Source organism: Streptomyces sp. STR69, assembly GCF_024519455.1.
Classification (GTDB): domain Bacteria; phylum Actinomycetota; class Actinomycetes; order Streptomycetales; family Streptomycetaceae; genus Streptomyces.
This window is the reverse complement of sequence record NZ_JALJRY010000019.1, coordinates 64548-83980: the sequence shown is the minus strand read 5'-3', so window position 1 is coordinate 83980 and position 19433 is coordinate 64548. Positions and strand designations below refer to the sequence as shown.

Annotated in this window: 20 protein-coding genes, 1 tRNA gene and 1 pseudogene; 7 read left to right on the top strand and 15 right to left on the bottom strand. The window is 68.2% G+C overall.

From position 1 onward, the window contains the following. Positions 1 to 14: 14 nt before the first annotated feature. Positions 15 to 1658: a DoxX family protein gene (locus OC490_RS31500; RefSeq protein WP_262061417.1), complete on the top strand. Its 1644-nt coding sequence runs from the start codon at positions 15 to 17 to the stop codon at positions 1656 to 1658. A 166-nt stretch (positions 1659 to 1824) separates the two neighbouring features. Here OC490_RS31500 and OC490_RS31495 read toward each other — a convergent pair whose 3' ends face one another. From OC490_RS31495 to OC490_RS31485, 3 genes are all read right to left on the bottom strand, one after another. Beyond that, positions 1825 to 2556, bottom strand: coding sequence for an NDP-sugar synthase (locus OC490_RS31495; RefSeq protein WP_262061416.1), 732 nt, complete (start codon positions 2554 to 2556; stop codon positions 1825 to 1827). A 96-nt stretch (positions 2557 to 2652) separates the two neighbouring features. Further along, positions 2653 to 3108, bottom strand: a complete 456-nt coding sequence (locus tag OC490_RS31490) for a hypothetical protein (protein ID WP_026179108.1) — start codon at positions 3106 to 3108, stop codon at positions 2653 to 2655. Between the two features lie 219 nt (positions 3109 to 3327). After that, positions 3328 to 4464, bottom strand: a complete 1137-nt coding sequence (locus tag OC490_RS31485; protein ID WP_262061415.1) for an ABC transporter ATP-binding protein — start codon at positions 4462 to 4464, stop codon at positions 3328 to 3330. A gap of 248 nt (positions 4465 to 4712) precedes the next feature. Between OC490_RS31485 and OC490_RS31480 the strand changes: the two genes are divergently transcribed. Further along, positions 4713 to 4786 (top strand) — tRNA-Thr (locus tag OC490_RS31480). A 370-nt stretch (positions 4787 to 5156) separates the two neighbouring features. Here OC490_RS31480 and OC490_RS31475 read toward each other — a convergent pair. Beyond that, positions 5157 to 5990 carry a hypothetical protein gene (locus OC490_RS31475; RefSeq protein WP_262061414.1) on the bottom strand — a complete coding sequence of 278 codons (834 nt, stop codon included), beginning with the start codon at positions 5988 to 5990 and terminating at the stop codon, positions 5157 to 5159. Between the two features lie 303 nt (positions 5991 to 6293). Here OC490_RS31475 and OC490_RS31470 point away from each other — a divergent pair, with 303 nt between their 5' ends. Next, the gene (locus OC490_RS31470; protein ID WP_262061413.1) at positions 6294 to 7250 is read left to right on the top strand and encodes an LD-carboxypeptidase; all 957 of its coding nucleotides are present in this window, start codon (positions 6294 to 6296) and stop codon (positions 7248 to 7250) included. Between the two features lie 150 nt (positions 7251 to 7400). On the opposite strand, the gene OC490_RS31465 is transcribed toward OC490_RS31470, so the two are convergent. Next, entirely contained in the window at positions 7401 to 8168 is a 768-nt protein-coding gene (locus OC490_RS31465) for a hypothetical protein (protein ID WP_262061412.1), read from the bottom strand. 78 nt (positions 8169 to 8246) lie between these two features. Between OC490_RS31465 and OC490_RS31460 the strand changes: the two genes are divergently transcribed. Then, positions 8247 to 8576 (top strand): GNAT family N-acetyltransferase, encoded by a 330-nt coding sequence (locus OC490_RS31460; RefSeq protein ID WP_262061411.1) that lies wholly within the window; start codon positions 8247 to 8249, stop codon positions 8574 to 8576. A gap of 318 nt (positions 8577 to 8894) precedes the next feature. Here the strand turns inward: OC490_RS31460 and OC490_RS31455 are convergent, their stop codons facing one another. From OC490_RS31455 to OC490_RS31440, 4 genes are all read right to left on the bottom strand, one after another. Continuing rightward, positions 8895 to 9626 carry an ATP-binding cassette domain-containing protein gene (locus tag OC490_RS31455; RefSeq protein ID WP_262061410.1) on the bottom strand — a complete coding sequence of 244 codons (732 nt, stop codon included), beginning with the start codon at positions 9624 to 9626 and terminating at the stop codon, positions 8895 to 8897. Then, on the bottom strand, positions 9623 to 10207 hold the full coding sequence (locus tag OC490_RS31450) for a hypothetical protein (protein WP_262061409.1): 585 nt from the start codon (positions 10205 to 10207) through the stop codon (positions 9623 to 9625). Before OC490_RS31450 ends, OC490_RS31455 begins: the two co-directional genes overlap by 4 nt. After that, positions 10207 to 11478: a hypothetical protein gene (locus OC490_RS31445; RefSeq protein WP_262061408.1), complete on the bottom strand. Its 1272-nt coding sequence runs from the start codon at positions 11476 to 11478 to the stop codon at positions 10207 to 10209. The genes OC490_RS31450 and OC490_RS31445 overlap by 1 nt, the downstream gene beginning before the upstream one ends. Positions 11479 to 11561: 83 nt before the next feature. Further along, positions 11562 to 11936, bottom strand: coding sequence for a hypothetical protein (locus OC490_RS31440; protein ID WP_262061407.1), 375 nt, complete (start codon positions 11934 to 11936; stop codon positions 11562 to 11564). 765 nt (positions 11937 to 12701) lie between these two features. On the opposite strand from OC490_RS31440, the gene OC490_RS31435 reads away from it, so the two are divergent. Further along, complete coding sequence (locus OC490_RS31435; protein ID WP_262061406.1) at positions 12702 to 13076, top strand: hypothetical protein; 375 nt, start codon at positions 12702 to 12704, stop codon at positions 13074 to 13076. A gap of 69 nt (positions 13077 to 13145) precedes the next feature. Here the strand turns inward: OC490_RS31435 and OC490_RS31430 are convergent, their stop codons facing one another. Beyond that, the gene (locus tag OC490_RS31430) at positions 13146 to 13535 is read right to left on the bottom strand and encodes a hypothetical protein (RefSeq protein ID WP_262061405.1); all 390 of its coding nucleotides are present in this window, start codon (positions 13533 to 13535) and stop codon (positions 13146 to 13148) included. A gap of 231 nt (positions 13536 to 13766) precedes the next feature. On the opposite strand from OC490_RS31430, the gene corA reads away from it, so the two are divergent. Continuing rightward, positions 13767 to 14861, top strand: coding sequence for a magnesium/cobalt transporter CorA (corA, locus tag OC490_RS31425; protein WP_262061404.1), 1095 nt, complete (start codon positions 13767 to 13769; stop codon positions 14859 to 14861). Here corA and OC490_RS31420 read toward each other — a convergent pair. From OC490_RS31420 to OC490_RS31400, 5 genes and pseudogenes are all read right to left on the bottom strand, one after another. After that, positions 14839 to 15527 (bottom strand): annotated as a pseudogene (locus OC490_RS31420) (ABC transporter ATP-binding protein). The gene corA and the pseudogene OC490_RS31420 overlap by 23 nt on opposite strands. Positions 15528 to 15640: 113 nt before the next feature. Beyond that, positions 15641 to 15781, bottom strand: coding sequence for a hypothetical protein (locus OC490_RS31415; protein ID WP_262061403.1), 141 nt, complete (start codon positions 15779 to 15781; stop codon positions 15641 to 15643). Then, a complete protein-coding gene (locus OC490_RS31410; RefSeq protein ID WP_262061402.1) occupies positions 15775 to 16734 on the bottom strand; it encodes a DUF4037 domain-containing protein in 960 nt (319 codons plus the stop codon). The genes OC490_RS31415 and OC490_RS31410 overlap by 7 nt, the downstream gene beginning before the upstream one ends. Before the next feature lie 121 nt (positions 16735 to 16855). Continuing rightward, positions 16856 to 17332, bottom strand: coding sequence for a GNAT family N-acetyltransferase (locus tag OC490_RS31405; RefSeq protein ID WP_262061401.1), 477 nt, complete (start codon positions 17330 to 17332; stop codon positions 16856 to 16858). Further along, positions 17329 to 18576 (bottom strand): MFS transporter, encoded by a 1248-nt coding sequence (locus OC490_RS31400; RefSeq protein ID WP_262061400.1) that lies wholly within the window; start codon positions 18574 to 18576, stop codon positions 17329 to 17331. Before OC490_RS31400 ends, OC490_RS31405 begins: the two co-directional genes overlap by 4 nt. A gap of 203 nt (positions 18577 to 18779) precedes the next feature. Here OC490_RS31400 and OC490_RS31395 point away from each other — a divergent pair, with 203 nt between their 5' ends. Then, positions 18780 to 19433 carry a rhomboid-like protein gene (locus tag OC490_RS31395; protein WP_262061538.1) on the top strand — a complete coding sequence of 218 codons (654 nt, stop codon included), beginning with the start codon at positions 18780 to 18782 and terminating at the stop codon, positions 19431 to 19433.

Genomic DNA, 19433 nt, shown 5'->3' with positions numbered 1-19433 from the left:
CGTCACTCGGTTAGATGAGTGTGGACACCAGAACACCCCGCACACCCACGGGGGACCGCTCGTCCGGATTCCAGTCCGGATTGGACGACGCTCCCGCGCTGAGCATGGTGAAGGTGCCGAGCGATCCGGCCCAGGTCATCGTCAACCATGCGAGTTTCCGCGTGCAGCTGGGCGCCTCGACGCGCACCCAAAACCCGCGCCTCGCACGGCAGTTGAGTACCGCCGAGGACGCCGCCCGGATGCCCGCGACCGGCCCGGGCGCCGCCCGCCGACGGCCCGTCGTCTGGAGCGGCAAGTCCGCCCCGGACGACACCGGCGCCCACCGGCTGCTCCAGGCCGTGCGGGGCAGCGGCGTGCGCCACGGCGAGCAGCCGACCGCCGACGCCGGCGCCACGCAGGTCATCCCCCGTATCCAGGACGGCGGTTACGGCGGCGGCTACGACGGCGACCTGACCGCGCAGACCCTCGAAACCCCCATCGTCGGCGCCCAGCGCGGCCACGCCCACGACACCGGCGAGAACCGACTCCTGCCGCAGATGCGGACCGTGGGCAGCGCCTACGACGAACCCGCCTACGGAGACGGGGAGTTCGAGGACTTCGAGGCGGACGGCGACACCGAGCGGCGCACCGGACGGCACCCCAACGACCCGGTACGGCACGCCTATTACCCGGGCCGCCGGATGAACCTCGGCGTCGTCCTGCTCCCCCTCCGCATCTTCCTCGGCTTCATCTCCATCTACGCCGGCATGGGCAAGCTGTGCGACCCCGTCTACTTCGACGGCGGCAAACGCGGCTCCATGGTGAAGTGGCTCAACACCCTGCACCCCTGGGAAGTCGCCGAGCCACTACGGCAGTTCGCCCTCCAGCACCCCGTGGGCTCCGGGCTCGTCATCGCCTTCGCCCAGGTCATCGTGGGCGTCCTGACGATCCTCGGCCTGTGGCAGCGGGTCGCGGCGGTCGGCGGCGCGCTGCTCTCCGCCGCGCTCATCGTCACCGTCAGCTGGAAGACCGTTCCCGCCTACGACGCCCCCGACATCATCTACCTCGCCGCCTGGTCCCCGCTGATCATCGCCGGCGCCCCCGTCTACTCCGTCGACGGCCGCCTCGCGGGCAGCGCCTGGCGCCGCCTTGGACCCCGCGCCGACATCTGGGAACTGCGCCGCTACGTCCTGCGCCGCGGTGCCCTGGTCACGGCGGTCTCCATCGGCCTCACCCTGCTCATCGGCTCGCTGCTCGGCGGCGCGGTGCGCGACTCCAGCCGCGTGGTCGTCCCCGGCCCCGGCGAGGCCCCGCGCAACGAACTCCCCGGCGCCCCGCTCCCCGGGGAACCGACCAAGAGCCGCAGCAGCAGCCCCTCGGCGGTCAACTCGCCGTCCAGGCAGCCCACTTCGGCCAGCCCGTCGCACGCCGCGACGAGCCCGGGCGCGACCCACTCGTCCACCGGTACGGCCACCGGCGGCGCCCCCAGCCAGACCCAGGGCACCGCGGGCCGCACCCAGCCCCACCAGTCCTCCCCGGCCGGCCAGGCCCCCAGCACGACCTCCGGCCCCACATCGGGCGGCGGCACCACAGGCGGCACCGGCTCAAGCGGCGGCTCCAGCACCGGGGGTTCGTCCTCCTCCGGCCAGCCGGGCCTGGTGGGCGGCCTGTTGGGGTAACTGGGCCGGTGGGCGGCTTGTTGAAGCAGTCACCGCCCACCGGCTGACCTTCGGCACACGAGAAGGGCCCGCACGAATCCGTGCGGGCCCTTCTCGACGTACGTCAACCGGGGCGCCCCGTTGGGGGCGCGGGGAACTGCGCGACCAGCCACGACGAAAGCCGCACTCAACGACCAAGCGCAGCAAGCTCCTTGGCGGCTTCCCTGAGGTCCTTCGCAGTGTCGATGGCCCGCCAGTACGCTCCCTGAGGAATCGGGAACCCGGCCAGCCGCAACTCACGCGCGAGGTGCGGGAACGTCGTCCGCTCGTGATCCCCCCGCTCCGGCAACAACCCGGCGAACTCGGGCGAGAAGACGTACACCCCCGCATTGATCGCGTACTGCGTCGGCGGCGACTCGATGAAGTCCGTGACGCGCCCGAAGTCGTCCGTCTGCACGGCCCCCCAGGGGATCCGCGGCCGGGCCAGCGCGATCGTGGCGACGGCGTCGCGCTCGGTGTGGAAGTCCGCCATGTCGCGCAGCGAGAAGCGGGTCCAGATGTCGCCGTTGGTGGCGTACCAGGCGCTGTCCGGGCGGGGCAGATGCGCGGCGGCGTACTTGAGGCCGCCGCCGCGGCCCAGCGGCTCCGTCTCGACGACCGTGGTCACGTCGACGGGCAGATCGGCTGTTTTCAGCCAGTCCTGGAGCACCTCGGCGAGATGCCCGCAGCTGACGACGACGTCGGTCACGCCCTCCTCGGCGAGCCAGACGAGCTGATGGCCGATGATCGGCGTCCCGGTGCCCGGGATCTCGACCATCGGCTTGGGCCGGTCGTCGGTGTAGGGGCGCAGCCGGGATCCCTGGCCACCGGCCAGGATCACGGCTTGGGTGGGGCGCGACGCGGTGTTCGGATCGGTCATGACCCGAACTGTACGTGGCGGCCCCACCGCATCTTTCGGCTGCAACCGTTCCTTAATCAGCCGTTACCGACCTCCTACTCCGGGCGCCGGCTCCGGTCAGCTGTGCGCGGCCATGACCCCGGAGGCGAACGCGGTGTCGCACACGGGGCGGGCGTAGGACTGGGCGCGTGCGGCGCCGTAGATACGGACCGCTGCGCGGCCCAGTGCGCGGGCGATGGAGGTGCAGTGCGTGGCGAGCGACGGGTGGCCGTTCACCGCCTCCTGGAGGTGGGTCAGGACGACGCCTGGGTTCTTGTCCTGGAGCTCGGTCATGAGCTGGTCGCGCAGGACGTCCTGGGGGGCGCGTGCGGCGGCCCGCGAGGAGGCTCCGGCCGCGGTGACGTCCGTCGCGGTGAGCATCGAACTGGACGGGCTCCCCGACCAGTTGACCCGGGTGACCGCGAGGGTCCCGGAGAGCACCATCATGACGGGCAGGACGAGGGCGAGGGTGCGGCCGACCCGGCGGGCGGGGCCCCGGCCGCGTCGCGGCTGTTGGTTATTGGAGTGCTTCACGCGTGTGAGGGTAGCGCCCGGTAATGATTTGGCGACATTTAGTCACCAATTCGGGGGATGGATTGGTGCCTCGAATTGGGTAGAGCGTTGACGAACACTGCTCGAAATGACGGGTCTGCCGGGGTATTTGTCACATCGGTCGGCCGACGCGAACCGGGAACGGGAGAGGGCCCCGCGGATCACCGCGGGGCCCTCTCCGTGGAACGTGCGAACGTCCGGTCAGTCGGTGAGGCGCTCGCCCGTGGAGGTCGAGAACACGTGCAGCTCGCCCGGACGCGGCACCACGTGCAGGGTGGCGCCCTTGTCCGGCACCGAACGGCCGCTGACGCGGACGACCAGGTCCTTCAGGTCGTCGCCGACCTTGGCGCTGCCGTAGACGAAACCGTCGGCGCCCAGCTCCTCGACGACGTTCACGGAGACCGCGAGACCGGCCGGGGCGTCCTCGGAGTCCTTGGTGAGGGACTTCGCGGCCTCGCCGTTGTGCTCGTCGATGTCGAAGTGCTCGGGGCGCACGCCGACGGTCACCGTACGGTCACCCTTGTCGGTGGCGGCCTTGAGCGCCTCGCGGTTGACGGGGACGACCGAGTTGCCGAACTTCACACCGCCGTCCGTGATCGGGACCTCGATCAGGTTCATGGCCGGAGAGCCGATGAAGCCGGCGACGAAGAGGTTCTTGGGGCGGTCGTACATGTTGCGGGGCGAGTCGACCTGCTGGAGCAGACCGTCCTTGAGCACCGCCACCCGGTCGCCCATCGTCATGGCCTCGACCTGGTCGTGGGTGACGTAGACGGTGGTGATGCCGAGACGGCGCTGCAGCGAGGCGATCTGCGTACGGGTCGAGACACGGAGCTTGGCGTCGAGGTTCGACAGCGGCTCGTCCATGAGGAAGACCTGCGGCTCACGCACGATGGCGCGACCCATCGCGACACGCTGGCGCTGACCACCGGAGAGGGCCTTCGGCTTGCGGCCCAGGTAGTCGGTCAGGTCGAGGATCTTCGCCGCGTCCTCCACCTTCTGGCGGATCTCGGCCTTGTTGACGCCGGCGATCTTGAGCGCGAAGCCCATGTTGTCGGCGACCGTCATGTGCGGGTACAGCGCGTAGTTCTGGAACACCATGGCGATGTCCCGGTCCTTCGGCGGCAGGTGCGTGACGTCGCGGTCACCGATGCGGATGGCACCCGCGTTGACGTCCTCAAGCCCCGCGAGCATGCGGAGCGAGGTGGACTTGCCACAGCCGGACGGACCGACGAGGACGAGGAACTCGCCGTCCCCGACCTCGATCTCCAGACCGTCAACAGCGGGCTTCTCGGTGCCCGGGTAGATCCGGGTCGCCTTGTCGAACGAAACAGTGGCCATGGTGAAGGCCCCCTTCTACCGGCAGGAACGTGCCGGACGATCCGTTGTAGGAAGGTGGTGGTGTAGTCCACGCGAGTGAACTGGATACGGACGGTACCTGGCGTTTGCCCGGTCTGTCAGTACCCGAGGGCATGTGAACTTCGCGGAAATTTTCGACAGGGCGCCGCGGGGACCTGGGTACACTGCACCAGGCACGTGATCGCGCACGACTCGGCTACGCCGGGTACACCCGCATCACACCCGTGCAGGCCTCCTTAGCTCAGTTGGCCAGAGCAACGCACTTGTAATGCGTAGGTCGTCGGTTCGAATCCGACAGGGGGCTCCTTCGAAGGCCAGGTCACATCGCCCGTGACCTGGCCTTTTGTGTTGCTCGGGGCCCTACTTCTTGGGCTTTTCCCGCGCTTTGTTGCCGATCCAGTACTGCCAAGCCGAGACAGCGCCCTCGTCTTTCGTGGTGGCGAGGGCACGAGCGCGTCCTGCGGCTTGTCCCGGTGGCGATGCCGTTTCGGCGCGAGCCGGGGAGTCGTGCACCCGTGCGGCTGGGCCATGTACACGAGAACGGGAGTCACCCGCGCCCCAGTTGGGGGACCGGCGAAATGGGGTGCTCGGGTCACGGAATGCGCGGGGCGCAACGTCGGTCGGCTGGGCAGCTTCGGCTCTGGCGGGACTCGCGGTGATGGGTCGGTGCCCCGTTAGCCGAGCTTTCGTAGCACCTCGGCGATGGTGGCCCGGTATGTCCGCAGCGCCTGCAGCCCGGCGGTGTAGCGGTTGCGGTGCTGTGCGATGTCCAGGGCCTGCTGCTGTGCCCGTGCAGCGTGCCAGAGTTCGGCCGTGTGGTGGCGTTGCTTGCAGGTGACGTCCGCGACGGCGGTGGCCCGTTCGCGCTGCGTATGGCGGGTGTTGCCGTCACTGCTCCGTTGCCAGGCGGTGTCCGTGTACGCCGCGACGGGGTCGGGATAGCGCGTGAATCCTTGTTCTGCGACACAGCGGGACCACACCTCCCAAGCCGCACGCAGGCGCGGGTCGCGCTTGACCGCCTTGTCGACCTCGATCGCCCGTGTATTTGCGTAGAGCCAGTCCCGTTTGAGGTCGATGCCGCGCAGCAGCCGCCGGCTCGCCTCGGCGTTGCAGGCGGGGAAGTCCGCGTACTCGGCGCTGGTCATCCGGCGGCCCTTCGGCCGGAGGGCCAGGGGCTTGGCCGGGTCCCAGCCGTAGCCCCAGCGGCGGGCGGCGGCGAGATCCAGGGCGCCGTAGTCGGTGCCGACCGCGGTGACGACGACGGGGTCGCTGGGGTAGCGGGGGTCGAGCGGGAAGTCCCGGTGGCCGCGCTCCGCCATGCACTGCCGGACCAGCAACGCCGATGCCCGCTGCGATCGTTGGTAGTCCTGCGGCGTGTAGTCGTAGCGGTCGGCCGGCAGGGGGCCGAGGTCCGACGCCGTGCGGATGACGTCCGGGCGCTCGGGACCGGAGACGCAGATCGCCGCCAGCACTGCCACGACACCCAGTCGCCACCCCCGCCTCGTCATGCGGAGGGATGTTAGCGGGCGGCGTGCAGCGGTCGGCGGTGGCCCCCGGCAATCGTCCGCGCCCGCCATGAGTTCGCGTGTGCTGGTGTGGAGTAGCCCGCTCACGACTGCACGACTGCACGACTGCACGACTGCACGACTGCACGACTGCACGAATGCACGAATGCACGAATGCCTGACAGCACGACTGCACGAATGCCTGACAGCACGACTGCACGAATGCCTGACAGCACGACTTCCTGACGCTGCGTGATCCATGTGCAAGGCTCAGCTTCTGCTCGGCGGGTGTAGGAAGATCACGCCATGGACACCTCCGACAATCCCCAGACCTTGAGATCGCCACGGTTACGGCCGGGCGACCGGGTTCGGATCGTCGCTCCGGCCTGCCCGCCCGGCCGCGAGCATGTCGCCCGCGGCGTCGAGCAGTTGACGTCGTGGGGGCTTCGGGCCGAGGTGGGTGAGCACGTCTTCGACCAATGGGGGTACATGGCTGGTCGGGACGAGGATCGTGTCTCCGACCTGAACTCCGCCTTCCGCGACCCGGGGGTCCGCGCCGTGTTCGCCGCCATGGGCGGCAAGGGCACCTATCGCATCGTCGACGAACTCGACACCGACGCGCTGCGCCGCGACCCGAAACCGGTGGTCGGCTTCAGCGACATCACCCACCTCCACCTCGCCCTCTGGGCTCGATGCCGCCTGGCCTGCCTGCACGGTCCCTACCCCAACGCGAGCGACGCGTGGTGCGGGCCCGAGTCGGCGGACGCCGTTCGCCGCGCGCTGATGACCACTGATCCCGTGGTCATTCACCGGGACGCCGGCCAGGCCAGTGCGGCGGTCACCGTCGAGGGCACCGCGACCGGTGTCCTGGTCGGCGGCAACCTCGACGCGATCCGCACCGAGGCCGGCGCCGGTCTGCCGAACCTCAAGGGCGCGATCCTCTTCCTCGAACACCAGCGAGGCACAGGGCTCGGGGAGGTCGACCGCGCACTGACCCAACTGATCCGCACCGGGGCGCTGGACGGGCTGCGCGGTGTCGCGCTCGGCCAGTTCATCGGCTTCGAGCAGGATGCCGACGACCCGACCCTGGGGGGATGGGGCATCGCCGACGTCCTGCGTGACCGGCTGACCCGCCTGGGCGTTCCCGTCCTCGGCGGACTCCCCGCAGGACATGGCTCACACCCTCCGACCATCCCGCTCGGCACGCAGGCCACCATCAACACAGCCGAAGGAACCCTGACGGTTCAGCCAGCCGTCGTGTGACCGCCGGCCCCCTTGCCCGGCCAGACCTCCTGGACCGAGCACAAGCATCAGCAACGCCACCGCTGGAGCGCCCTCGCCCAAAGGGACTGGAGCGACTGCATCGCCTGCCGCAAGCAGAGCCGACAGGCCCGGCCGACATACGGGACGGGCTCAGTGCCCCGGCCTGCCGAGTACGTCGGTTCCCGCGAGCACGCAGGCTGTCACGTAACTGAGCAGAGCAGGGACCGCCATCGTTGCCACCGTCATCCACAAGCCCCAGAACCTGTGCATCGCCCTGGGGAGCCGGGAGCGCGGCGCCATGCCAAGTGCGGTGCGGGCGTGACGGGTCACCTGCACGGGCGCCAAACCGTTATGACCCGGGCGCGCATCTGGCGACGGGACGGCCCGGCGGAGCGCTGCGTTGATCGCGAGCTCATTGGTGACCGTCAGCCGGACCCCTTGGCGGTCGTAAAGGTGGAACTCGTCGACGTAGCCACCGGTCCGCTGGATCGTCTCGAAGCGGCGCACGCTGACCAGGCCGTCGAGATTCAGCGTGCGCACGCCGGTGAGTGTCCTGGCGGACACCAGGTGCTGGCCGTCCCGCACCATGAGGGACGGACGCCCGGCCCATCCATAGTGGATGCCGAGAAGCAGGGGGCCCGCGACGGCACCGGTCAGCGTGGATATCCCGGTGTAGGTGTCCTTCAGCACATGGGCACGGATCAAGATCACGTCAACGAGCACCGTCATCGTCCACGCTGCCGATACGCCGCACGCTCCCCGCAGCTTCCGGTGACGGGCGTCCGACGCCGACACAAGGCCGGGGACAGCAACGGCGGCCAAGCGGCGTTCAGAGCGGCGCGTGGCACGCGCCAGGAGTCGACGGCTGCGGGCCAACTCGGTCTCGACCTGCTGCCACCCGCGGTCTCGCTCGTCCACCAGCACAGCATAGGCATCGGTGCGGTGCGCCAATATGTGCGGAGGCTACCGGTCATCCAGGCACCGTCTTCGGCGGGCATGTCAGTCGGCGGACATCTTCTCCAGGTGGCCGGCCTGGGAGGAGTCATCGTCGCACCGCACCTGCGGGGACACGGGCTGGCACGTTCGGTCGTCACCGCGGCGATGGAGCATGCCCGAGGGGAGGGGCATCGCTTCGGGCTTCTGTTCTGCCTGCCGGAGCGGACCGCGATCTACCGGCGGCTCGGCTGGCGGTTGCTGGACGAGGACGTCCTCGTCCAACAGCCCACCGGCACTCAGGTCATGCCGCTTCCGAGCATGTGGGCTCCGCTGGTGGACGGAGCCCGGTGGCCGTCCGGACCGGTTCACGTCCGGTCACTGCCGATGTGACCGATCACCTTGGCAGGCTCCAACAAGACATCGGTAGGCCGCAGTTCAACGGCTTCTGCCGGGGCGCCCTCGCATGGGCCGGCCAACCGAGCGACTACCGCGGCCCGTTCCCCGATCCGGGCAAGGCATCCTTTGCTGGAGCACCCGTGCCCGTGGACCGGCAGGCGTCCGAGGAAGCCGAGTCGGCGCCCGCGGTGGTCACGAATGATCAGCCGAAGGTTGTCAGTCGCACTGGCTGCTCGATCCCATGGTCCGAGCTTTGTCCGCCGGTGCCGGACCGGACAAAGCAGCCTGACCCGCCCTCGTCCGCAGGACTCGTCAGCCTTGTTCCAGCAGGGCTGTGTACGCGCCTTCGGCCAGGCGGCCGCTTGCGGTGCCGGGTGGAGTGTGGCTCAGGAAGCCTGCCGTGTCTCCCGAGTACAGGAATCGGCCGCCTTCGAGTACGGCGACGTTGTCCGCCTCTTCGGCGAGGTCCGCCACGTCGTGGGTGGACATCAGCACCTGCACATCATCGGCGAGGCCGCGAAGGAGGTCTCGGAACACTCTTCGCTGTCGGGGATCCATGCCGGCTGTGGGCTCGTCCAGGAGGATCACGCGTGCCTGGTGCACGAGTGCGCCGGCCACTCCTACGCGGCGCAGTTGGCCTCCGGAAAGCCGCGTGGTGCGGGTGTCGGCCAGTTCGCTCAGTTCCACTCGCTTCAGGGCCTGTGCGGCTTCGGTCCAGGCATCGCTGCGATTCATCCCCTTGAGCCATCCCAGATAACTGACGTACTCCCGGGCGGTCAGTCCGCGGATCGGCGTGATGTTCTGTGGCATCCATGCGATCGCCTGGCGGTATTCCCGCCTGCGGGACGGCATGTCCTGAAAACGCACGGTGCCGGTGCGGGGCAGCGCCACCGCGGCGCACAGGCGCAACAGGGTGGATTTTCCTGCACCGTTGGGCCCCAGCAGGATCGTCAGCCCTTGGGGCAGTTCCCAACTGAAGTCCGTCAGGACGGGCTTCAGCCACCGCCTGTAGGCATATGTGCATGAGTCCATTTCCAAGGTCATGGAGTCTTCCTCGAAGAGATGATCTGAGCAGCGACACCTATGACGCAGGCTGCGGCTGAAGCGACGGCGGCGTGAACAGAATTGACGGATTCGGGGACGACCGTCCACGCGCGGGGACGATGCCCGGTTTCAAAACCGAAGAGCACTACGATCATCAGCCAGGCGACAGGCACCATGACCGCGGGTTGGCCGAACAGAGACCGCGCGAGCAAGGTGACGCCGGCCAGGAACGCGGTGTTGCGCCCAGCTGCCGCCGCATGCGGTGAGGCTGTGAAGGCGCTGACGAACCAGCTGGACAGCAGGGCCACAGCGATGACCGACAGACTCAGCGCGGCATCGAACAGCTCCACGCGACGCACACCCGACACCTCCGCCGTGGCCAGTCGTGACTCCAGACACATGACCAGGCCGACGATCAGGGGGAGTGGAACGAAGAGCATGAGGGGTACGGGATCCGTTCCACCGATGAAAGACGGCAGGACGGCTGAGCCCTCCCGGATCCCGGTCACCAGAAACAGAAACGCGAGAAAGCCGACCACCAGTGTCGAATGAGCACCCCGCGCCTTGACCCACCATCGCATTACGAGCCCTTGCCGCAGGCGGACGAGATGCGCTCCTCGTACCATTCGGTCTGTTGCGCACGGGGGAGACGGAGAATGCGGGTGACTTCTCTCTGGGCTTCGCCTTGACCTGCGAAAGGCGGCTCCTCGCCGATGCGCCGGTCGTACTCGCCGATCTGCCCCGTGATGGTCGCGGCCCAGAGCCTGACCTCTCGACTGACGACGAGGTTCGGACTGGAGCATGGAAACTGAATGGCCGCGTCCATGATGCGAAGGCGAAGGTCGTCGGATTGCTCTCCGGCGGTAAGCCCTACCCTCCACCGTGTCGGAGTGGATGCAACGGACATTCGCCCGGTGGTGATGTCGTCGACAATGGAGTGAGGCATTTCCTTGATGCCTCCGAAGGTTTTCATCGTGGCCAGCACGGAAAGTGTGTCCCGTTGTACCGCGGGCAGACTCTTGGCGGTTGCTTCGGGCATGCAGATCTGCGGGTTGCCGCCGACGCACTTCATCGGGGCCTTGTCGACCTCGATGGGAGGGTTGTAGTTCCAGCCGTGGGCCATGGAAACCGCCAAAGCGCAGCAGGCCAGGCCGGCTGCGAGGCTGAGAGCCATGCGCGGCAACCGTGGACGGAAGGGCAGCCACAGGAGGCAGAGGCCTATTGCAATGCCTCCGGCGAACAGGATGTGCGGCACGAGCGAACCGAGGGTCGCCTGCTCGCCGAACATCAAGTACTCGGGGTACTGGCCGGATATGTGACGCAGCCAGAACGGCGTCGTGGACGCCGAAAACGCGACCAGCACCCATGTCATCACGGTCATCAAGGGTGCGGCCACAAGGCGCGGGAGGCGATATCCGGCAGCGAAGCCGATGACGCAGTGGGCGATGCAGACGACAAGTGACATTTCCAGCGGAAGGAGGCTGGCGAATGTCGGGAAGGTCGCCGTTTGGACGAGGGCGATGAGCACCGGCGTCAGAAGGACGAGCCAGGAGAGGCTCAACACGGGAGTCAGCGCCTCGGCCGCGATGTGGAAGCGTGACCGCACGGAACCGAGTTCCCATATGCGGTCGGCCTTGAGGGTCCCGCTTTCCCAGGCCGCCAGCCCGGAGGCGGTGGCGTAGGCAAATGCGTAGGTCATCTCCAGCGGATGGGAGACGATGGTCGCCGCATAGCCGAAGTTGTGCGGGGGCGGCGCTCCACCGTTGAGGAAGTAGTACGCCAGAGGGATTCCGAGGGCGAAGGGGAACGCCCATTTGGCGCTGCTGGCCCGGAACCGGGCATAAAGCTGCACGACACACTCCGAGAGGGTCACATGAATGCAGGAGCGCGGCACGCCCCCCCGACGGGGGGCGTGCCACAGCGACCGGCTGAGAACTAGTCGGCCTTCGTCGTGTCGGCGTAGCTGTGGCCGTAGACGTACACGTTGTGCGCGTCCCCGTTGTCGATCTTGTTGATTCTGAAGAACTGGTCTCCGTACACCAGGTCGTGCCACTCGCCCGAACTGCCGAAGCTGCTGAAGCACTTGGTGAACGTCTTCGATCCCCAGCTGTGGTCGGGCCACGCCGTGTTGTCCATGCGGAGCTCGATCACGAGGCTCTTGTTCGGCGCGCCCTGGTTGGACTGGCAGTAGTCGAAGTAGACCTGGGAGTAGTCCTCGTCCTTCCAGCGCTTCGAGCTGTATCCCGGGCCGGCGTTGAAGTCGCCGAACGAGACGGTGGTTGCGCTCGCGGACGGAGCCAGAACGAGCATGACCGCTGAAACCATGCCGGTCGCAACGGCGATCCTTGCCTTCAACAAAGTTGTTACCCCCTGTTTTGGAGCATACGAAGCTCCGAGTGGTCGTCTTGCTCGTGGTCGGCCGCGGATGGTGCTGCGGGCTTTGCCATCCGGGCGGTTGCTCTACCAGGCGCAGGCTTTGGTGCCGTCCGGGAAAGCGGTGTTCACCGCTTCAGGGCCGAGGGCGAAGTCCCGGGCGTCGCGGATTTCCGGGCCGGGCCGGTGATGGACGTGATGTCGCCGAAGTCGGTGTGCGGAGTCCCGCAGTTGTCCGCATGGTTCTTCGGCAGCGTGGTCGTCGCTGCTTCGACATGCGGTCCGGTTCCTGCGACATGGATGCGCTTCGAGCCGTTGCCGCCGGGAGTTCCCGGCGCATCTCGAAGTCCCGCTCACCATGACCGCATCGGCTGCCAGTACTGAGGCAGCACAAATACGCCCCACCATGAGAGTGGTTCCCCCTTGCCGTGCTTGGTCGCGAACACTTTATCGATTGACTGCTCTCGATCAAGTAATTTTTCTGGCAAGCGCCCACGCGGCTGCCGTCTTTGGGGTCCGGGCGTGCGTCTCACGGCGATGCGCGCCATCAGGGAAGCGGTCGTGCCGACGGCCCGCAGTGCCGCCGTGCCGCTCGGCCCAACTCCGGTCGGTGATCCGGTAATTGGCTTGCCCGGAAGATCCACACTGGCTAACGTCGCTCCCCGACCGAATCAACATGCTCACAACAAACGGGGAGTAAGCGTGCGCCATCGCACCATCATCGCCGGGTTCTGTGTCGTCGCCGCACTGTGCGTCTCGCCGCCGGCCTACGCATCCGCCACCGGCTGTACCGGCAACCCGGGCAGCAACGGATCGAAGTGCATCGACGTCAAGGGCACCAAGCTGCACGTGGACACAGTGAAGACCACACTGACCAAGAACCACGCCGACGACTGCGGCAAGGCCACCATCACGATCGGTAGCAGCTGGAAGAGGACCAGCGCGAAGATATGCGAGGCGCGGGACTTCTCCTGGGGGCCGATCACGGTGAACAAGAGTTTCCCGGACGGCACCAAGGCCTGCGCCAGCTGGTCCAACTACCCGGACGGCAAGGCGTGCATCACCATCCACGACTGACCGACTGATATCGGGGGATCGTAGAACCGGGTGCCGGACCGATGAGCAGGAACGGTCCGGCACCCCGGGTCAGCCGGAGCAGAGATTCCAGGCGGGCGCCACTCCGTCGAGCTGCTGCCTGCCGTCCTTCTCCTTGACCTGCCACGCGGTGCACAGCGGGCGTTGACCAGCCGTACCGCTGACGACCACGAAGGACGCCCCGTACTGGCGCTTCACCACTGCCTGCAGGGAGGCCACCGGCTTCGGGCCCAGCTTCTTGACGTAACTCCCGGCGTAGCCGTCGGAGACCGTGTCCTCGTCGAAGAGGTTCTGCAGTGTGTCGCCGTCCTCGTCGCGGAGGGCCTTCTGTACATCCGCCCGAAGCGCCTGAAGGTTCGGGGCTCCCTTGGGGGGCTCAGTGGCGATCGAGTAGCAGATGACCCCCAACCAGGTGGCCAGCCCTGCCAGCAAGACGATCAACCCCAGCCGCGACCTCCATTTCTGCCTCGCGGATTTCACAGAAGTACCCCTTAATGGCGCATACGTCCGCGCGCGGCAGACGTCCATGGTTATGTGGATGGATGGTAGGCCCAGCCCGAAGGATCCCCCGCAGCGGGGACTGACCTGGTGATGTGCGGGTCTTCCGGCTGCCCGCCGGACTCGTTGCCGTCTCCTGGCACACTGTCCGAAGCCGGTGAAGGAGAGTCCCGCATGTCGATGGTCGGCAACCTGCGCAGAGTGGCCCGCCTGGCCGGGCGCCGGCGTCGCGTGGACCTCAGTCACCCGGCCCGCTCTCCGCTCGGCTCCGCGGTGGTCAACTGCGTGATCTACCGCGACGGTGTACGCCTGCCCGACACGGACACGGTCGAGGAAGCCGTCCATCAGGTACGCAGACACGGCCACGGCTTCGTCTGGCTCGGCCTGCACGAACCGAGCGGGACGGAGTTCGCCCAGGTCGCCGAAGTCTTCGGCCTGCACCCGCTCGCCGTCGAAGACGCCGTACAGGCCCATCAGCGGCCCAAGTTGGAGCAGTACGACGACGTGCTGTTCGCCGTCTTCAAGACGGTCACCTACGTCGAACACGAGCAGCTCACCGCCACCAGCGAGGTCGTCGACACCGGCGAGATCATGGTCTTCACCGGGCCCGACTTCGTGGTCACCGTCCGCCACGGACGCCACGGTTCCCTGGGCCCCCTGCGGGAAGACCTGGAAGCGGTTCCCGAACAACTGGCCAAGGGCCCGTCCGCAGTGCTGCACGCCATCGCCGACCACGTCGTCGACGACTATCTGACCGTCACCGACGCCATCCAGGACGACATCAACGAGGTCGAGTCCGAGGTCTTCTCCCCGCAGGGTTCCCAGAGCACGGATGCGGGCCGCAGCTACCAACTCAAGCGTGAACTGCTTGAGTTGAAGCGGGCCGTGGTCCCTCTCTCCCGGCCCCTGGAGGTGCTTTCCACCAGGCACCTGCGCGCCGTCGACCCGGAGATACGGGCCTACTTCCGGGACGTGGCCGACCACTTGGCCCGCGTCACCGAGCAGATCACGTCTTTCGGCTCGCTGCTCGACTCCATCCTGCAGGCCCACCTCGCGCAGGTCGCCGTGGCCCAGAACGAGAGTGCCCGCAAGATCACCTCCTGGGCGGCGATCGTCGCCGTACCGACCATGCTGTGCGGCGTGTACGGCATGAACTACGACCACATGCCGGAACTCCGCTGGGCTTTCGGCTATCCCCTCGTGCTCGGCGTCATCGCCACCGCCTGCCTCCTCCTGTACCGCACCTTCAAACGCAACGGCTGGCTCTGACGGCCCGCGCGAACGCCTGCCGCCGGTAGCGTAGTTGCCGGTCGAGACCGACCTCGAAGGCCTCGCGGATCGTGCCGTAGGGGCGGGCGCCGAGGACCACGATCCGGTCGGCCATCAGCACGGCCTCCTCGATGTTGTGGGTGACCAGCAGCTCGCCGCGCAGGTTCTCGGCGGCCAGTACGTCGAGGGCGGAGAACGGCTCGTCCATCATCGGGACGTCCGGTTCGACGACCAACGCCCGTGCGAAGCCGACGCGTTGGCGCATGCCGCCGGACAGCTCCTTCGGGTAGGCGGACTCGAAGCCGTCCAGGCCGATCAGGTCGATGGCCTGGCGGGCCGCGTCCGCACGCTCGGCCAGGGCAGCAGGGCGAAGGTCTGGAACACCATGGCCGTGCCCGGGTTGGCGCCGGTGAGCGGGGTGTTCTTGTAGGTGACGGTGCCGGAGCCGGCGGGTACGAGACCGGCCATGCAGCGCAGCAGCGTCGACTTGCCCGAGCCCGACTTGCCCAGCAGGGCGACGACTTCACCGGCGCGGACCTGGAGGTCGATGCCGGACGGGACGGGCAGTTCGCCGTCGGCAGGGCGGGTCCGCTCGGCGGTGAGGTGGGCGCGGCCGGCGCGGGCGGCCCGGTCTGCGCGGAGGTTGCGCAGGGTGTTCAGCACCATGACGTGCTCCAAATATGTTCTGTGGGAGGGGAGTTCAGAGGGAGTAGCGGCCTCGGCCAGCCGGTACGGGCGGCGCCACAGCAGCCGGTTCAGGGCGACGACGTAGACGCTCATCACGGCGACCCGGCGTTCCAGGCGCCGCCGGACGCGGTGATCCCGCCGGTGACGCCGAGGTCGTCCATGGGCTCGCGCAGGTCGGAGGGGACGGCCCGTGCCACCGCCGTCATCGACGAGCGGTGGAGCGTGGTCAGCACCGCTCGGGCAGGTGTCTCAACGCCGGGTCCGTGATGCGGGCGAGCAGGGCGGCGGTGAAGCGTTCGGCGTCCAGGACGCGGAACGGTCCGGAGGGGTGCGGGCGGGTGGCCGGGGCGACGCGGTCGGTCAGGTTCAGTTGGTTGTGGATGCCTGCTACGGCTTCGTAGGCGTAGGCCAGGTGTTTCTCGCGGGTGTGCCAGTCGGTGGCGGCGAGGGCGGCCGTGAGGACCGGGGTGAGACGGTGGCCGGCCGTCGTACGGGCGAAGGCGGTGCCCAGCCATTTGTCGTACGGCGGGTAGCGGCGGTCCATGAGGAGGCACAGGCGCATCAGGCGGCGGGTCAGGTGGGCCGCGTTCATGGCGGAGCCCAGTTCGTCGCCCACCTCGCCGCAGCGGCCCACGAAGGCTTCACGTTCGGTGATGTGCTGCCACTCGCGGGCCAGGACGTGCAGCCAGATGTCGTGGGGGTACCAGCGCAAGGTGTGGCGCAGGGGGCCGAGTTGGTGGAGGCCGTCGTGGAACACCGCGCCCCCGGTGACCTCCGTGAGGAGGTGGGTGGGGGTGGCCAGCCAGTCGGCGGGCGTTATGGCGTGGGCCGGGTCGAAGCCGAGGGTGTCGGTGAACCAGGCCGTGGTGTGGGTGACTTCGACGCAGTGGTGGGTGGGGTGGCCGTGGAACGTTCTCGGGAGGTGTTCGGCGAGGTGGTGTCTGATACGGCCCGCGTGCCGGGGTAAGTCCCGGGGGCGGAGGAAGAGTTGGAGTCGCGGGCCCCAGGTGTCGTTCTGTGAGCGGGGGGTGTCGTAGCCGAGGACCTCGGAGCCGGCGCCGATGCGGGCGGCGGAGTGGGGGAGGGCGGGGGCGGTCTCTTCCAGGAGGGGGCGGACGGTTTCTGTGTAGAAGCGGCGGGAGAGTTCGAGGCCCGGTAGGAAAGTCGGCGAATTCGTGAAGCTCATGCGGGGACCCTGCCCAGTCCGGGCGGGATCGTGTGGGCGGATTTGCGTCGTCGGTCTCCACTCGGCTTCCGGCCATTGCGTTCAGCTTCCGGTCAGTGCGGTCAGTTCCCGGTCAGTGCCTTCAGTTCCTGGCCAGTGCGGTCAGTGCGTCGTCCGTCAGGCGGTACACCGTCCATTCGTCCTGGGGGCGGGCGCCCAGTGCCTCGTAGAAGGCGATCGACGGGGTGTTCCAGTTGAGGACGGACCACTCCAGGCGTTCGTAGCCGCGGGCGACGCAGATACGGGCGAGTTCGGTGAGGAGGGCCTTGCCGTGGCCGGCGCCGCGGGCGGTGGGGCGGACGTAGAGGTCCTCCAGGTAGATGCCGTGGACTCCGCGCCAGGTCGAGAAGTTGAGGAACCACAGCGCGAAGCCGACCGGTTCGCCGGTGGTGTCGTCGGTCGCGATGTGGGCGTGGGCGCCGGGCTGTTCGCCGAAGAGGGCCTCGTGGAGCTGTTCCGGGGTGGCCCTCGCCTCCTGGGGTTCCTTCTCGTAGGTGGCGAGTTCGCGGATCAGGGCGTGGATGAAGGGGATGTCGGTGGGGATCGCGGTGCGGATCATGCGGAGAGGGTAGACGGGCTCGGGTCCGTGTCCCGCTCGGCGGGCTCGCGCCGGGGGAGGAGGAGCGGGCTGGCCAGGAGGAGGACCCCGGCGAGTGCGATCGCTGTGCGGGGGGTCGTGGCCGCGGCCACCCATCCCCACGCGGCCGTCGTCAGCGCGATCGCCGCGCTGGTGCTGACCGACCATGCCGTGAGTGTGCGGGCCACCCGGTCGGGGGCGGTCTGGGTGAGGCGGGCGGTGGCGAGGAGGGGGTTGAAGACGCCGATGCAGGTCACCAGGCCGAGTTGGACGGCGGTCACCAGGAGCATCCCGGGGACTCCGGGGCCGACGAACGCCAGGCCGATCGGCCAGCACGCGCGCAGTGCCCCGGCGGTGAGCAGCACCCTGTGCTGTCCGAAGCGGGCCGCGAGCGGGCGTGCGAGGCGTGAGCCGATGAAGCCGCCGGCGCCGGAGGAGGCCGCGAGCGCGAGCGCGAACTGCCAGGGCGCGAATCCGAGACGGCCCAGCAGGAGTACGGCGAGCAAGGGCTCGGAGGCCATGATCAGGGCGTTGACCGTCATCGCGTTGAGGAGCAGTGGGCGCAGGGTGGGGTGGGCGAGGATGTAGCGCCAGCCGTTCAGCAGGTCGCCCGCGCGGAGTTGTGGTGCGCCGGTTCGCTCGGGGCGCGGTTCCGTTCCGCCGATGGCGCGGATGCCCAGGGCCGAGAGCAGGTAGCTCGTGGCATCGGCCACTACGGTCGTCACCGGGCCGAACAGGCCGATCGCGGCGCCGCCCAGTGGAGGGCCGAGCATGGTCGAGGTCCAAGTCGTGGACTCGAAGCGGGCGTTCGCGACGAGCAGGTTCTCGGGGGCGATGAGGGATTTCAGGTATGCGCCGCCGGCCGCGTTGAAGGCGATGTTCGCGGTGGCGACGGTGATCGAGACGAGGAGGAGTTGGGTGAAGGTGAGTCCGCCGAGCGCGTAGGCGACCGGGATGCTCAGCAGGGCCGCGAAGCGGGTCAGGTCCATCGCGATCATCACCGGTCGTTTGCGGCGGAACTCCACCCAGGGGCCGAGTGGTACCGCGATCAGTGAACCCACTGCCCGGCCTGAGGCGGCCAGTACCGCTACCTGGGTCGGGCCGGAGTGCAGTACGAGGATCGCCAGCACGGAGAAGGCGCCGAAGCCCAGGCCGGTGCCGTATGAACTGACCGCGAATGCTGCCCACAGCCAGCCGAACTGTCGGCCCAGCTTCTGTCTGCCCACCTGCGCTCCCTGTGTCGCACAACCTCGTGTTGACCTCAGGGATCCAAGCGAGTGGTGCTGTCGGGGGTCAAACAACCCGCTCGTGGGTCGTGTACAACCAGGGGTTGTGTCTGCCGGTGGTCCGTTGTGCGGTCGGTGGAGCCGTGAGTTCGGCCGGAATGTCGATCACGCCCGGGACGATACTGGCGTGCGTGAATCGGCTCATGCGAATTATCCGGGGCCTCGACAGGGTGTGGGCGTACGTCCGCAGCGCTCCCGGCACGTATGTCTGGCTGGGGATTCTCTTTGTCACCACGGTCGCCATGCATCACATGTCGCCCGAGTTCGAGCAGGAGTTCCTGCGGCAGCGGTCCACCAACATCCACGAGCTGTCGAACAACCCGGTGCGGGTGCTGTTCGCGAGCGCGATGTGGATCGACGGGGGGCGCTGGCTGCCGTACGCCGTGCTGTACACGGTGTTCCATGCGCAGGCGGAGCGGTGGCTCGGGACGGCGCGGTGGCTGATGGTGTGTGTGGCCGCGCATGTGCTTGCCTCGTTGATCAGTGAGGGGGCGCTGTTGTGGGCCGTGAAGAATGGGATGGCGCCGCGGTCGTCTCTTGACACCCTTGATATCGGGGTGAGTTACGCGCTGGCGGGGGTGGTGGGGGTGCTGGTCTATCGGATCGCTGTGCCTTGGCGGTATGTGTATCTGGTGGTGGTGCTCGTGGTTTACGGGGTGCCCTTGGCTACCCATCGGACGTTCACCGATCTCGGGCATTTCACCTCCATGGCGATCGGCCTGGCGTGTTATCCGCTGGTCAGGGGCTGCGGAAAAGCATGGAATCCGAAGGAGACAGTGGCCGCCTTCAGGGGTTAG

What these genes read in the sequence shown, in the direction of transcription:
- OC490_RS31500 (WP_262061417.1), top strand. Translation starts at nt 15, where the DNA reads ATGAGTGTGGACACCAGAACACCCCGCACACCCACGGGGGACCGCTCG.
- OC490_RS31440 (WP_262061407.1), bottom strand. Translation starts at nt 11,936, where the DNA reads ATGCTCGTTCTGGCTCCGTCCGCGAGCGCAACCACCGTCTCGTTCGGC.
- OC490_RS31495 (WP_262061416.1), bottom strand. Translation starts at nt 2,556, where the DNA reads ATGACCGATCCGAACACCGCGTCGCGCCCCACCCAAGCCGTGATCCTG.
- OC490_RS31455 (WP_262061410.1), bottom strand. Translation starts at nt 9,626, where the DNA reads ATGACCTTGGAAATGGACTCATGCACATATGCCTACAGGCGGTGGCTG.
- OC490_RS31405 (WP_262061401.1), bottom strand. Translation starts at nt 17,332, where the DNA reads ATGATCCGCACCGCGATCCCCACCGACATCCCCTTCATCCACGCCCTG.
- OC490_RS31410 (WP_262061402.1), bottom strand. Translation starts at nt 16,734, where the DNA reads ATGAGCTTCACGAATTCGCCGACTTTCCTACCGGGCCTCGAACTCTCC.
- OC490_RS31460 (WP_262061411.1), top strand. Translation starts at nt 8,247, where the DNA reads ATGTCAGTCGGCGGACATCTTCTCCAGGTGGCCGGCCTGGGAGGAGTC.
- OC490_RS31450 (WP_262061409.1), bottom strand. Translation starts at nt 10,207, where the DNA reads ATGCGATGGTGGGTCAAGGCGCGGGGTGCTCATTCGACACTGGTGGTC.
- OC490_RS31485 (WP_262061415.1), bottom strand. Translation starts at nt 4,464, where the DNA reads ATGGCCACTGTTTCGTTCGACAAGGCGACCCGGATCTACCCGGGCACC.
- OC490_RS31395 (WP_262061538.1), top strand. Translation starts at nt 18,780, where the DNA reads ATGCGAATTATCCGGGGCCTCGACAGGGTGTGGGCGTACGTCCGCAGC.
- corA (WP_262061404.1), top strand. Translation starts at nt 13,767, where the DNA reads ATGTCGATGGTCGGCAACCTGCGCAGAGTGGCCCGCCTGGCCGGGCGC.
- OC490_RS31475 (WP_262061414.1), bottom strand. Translation starts at nt 5,990, where the DNA reads ATGACGAGGCGGGGGTGGCGACTGGGTGTCGTGGCAGTGCTGGCGGCG.
- OC490_RS31470 (WP_262061413.1), top strand. Translation starts at nt 6,294, where the DNA reads ATGGACACCTCCGACAATCCCCAGACCTTGAGATCGCCACGGTTACGG.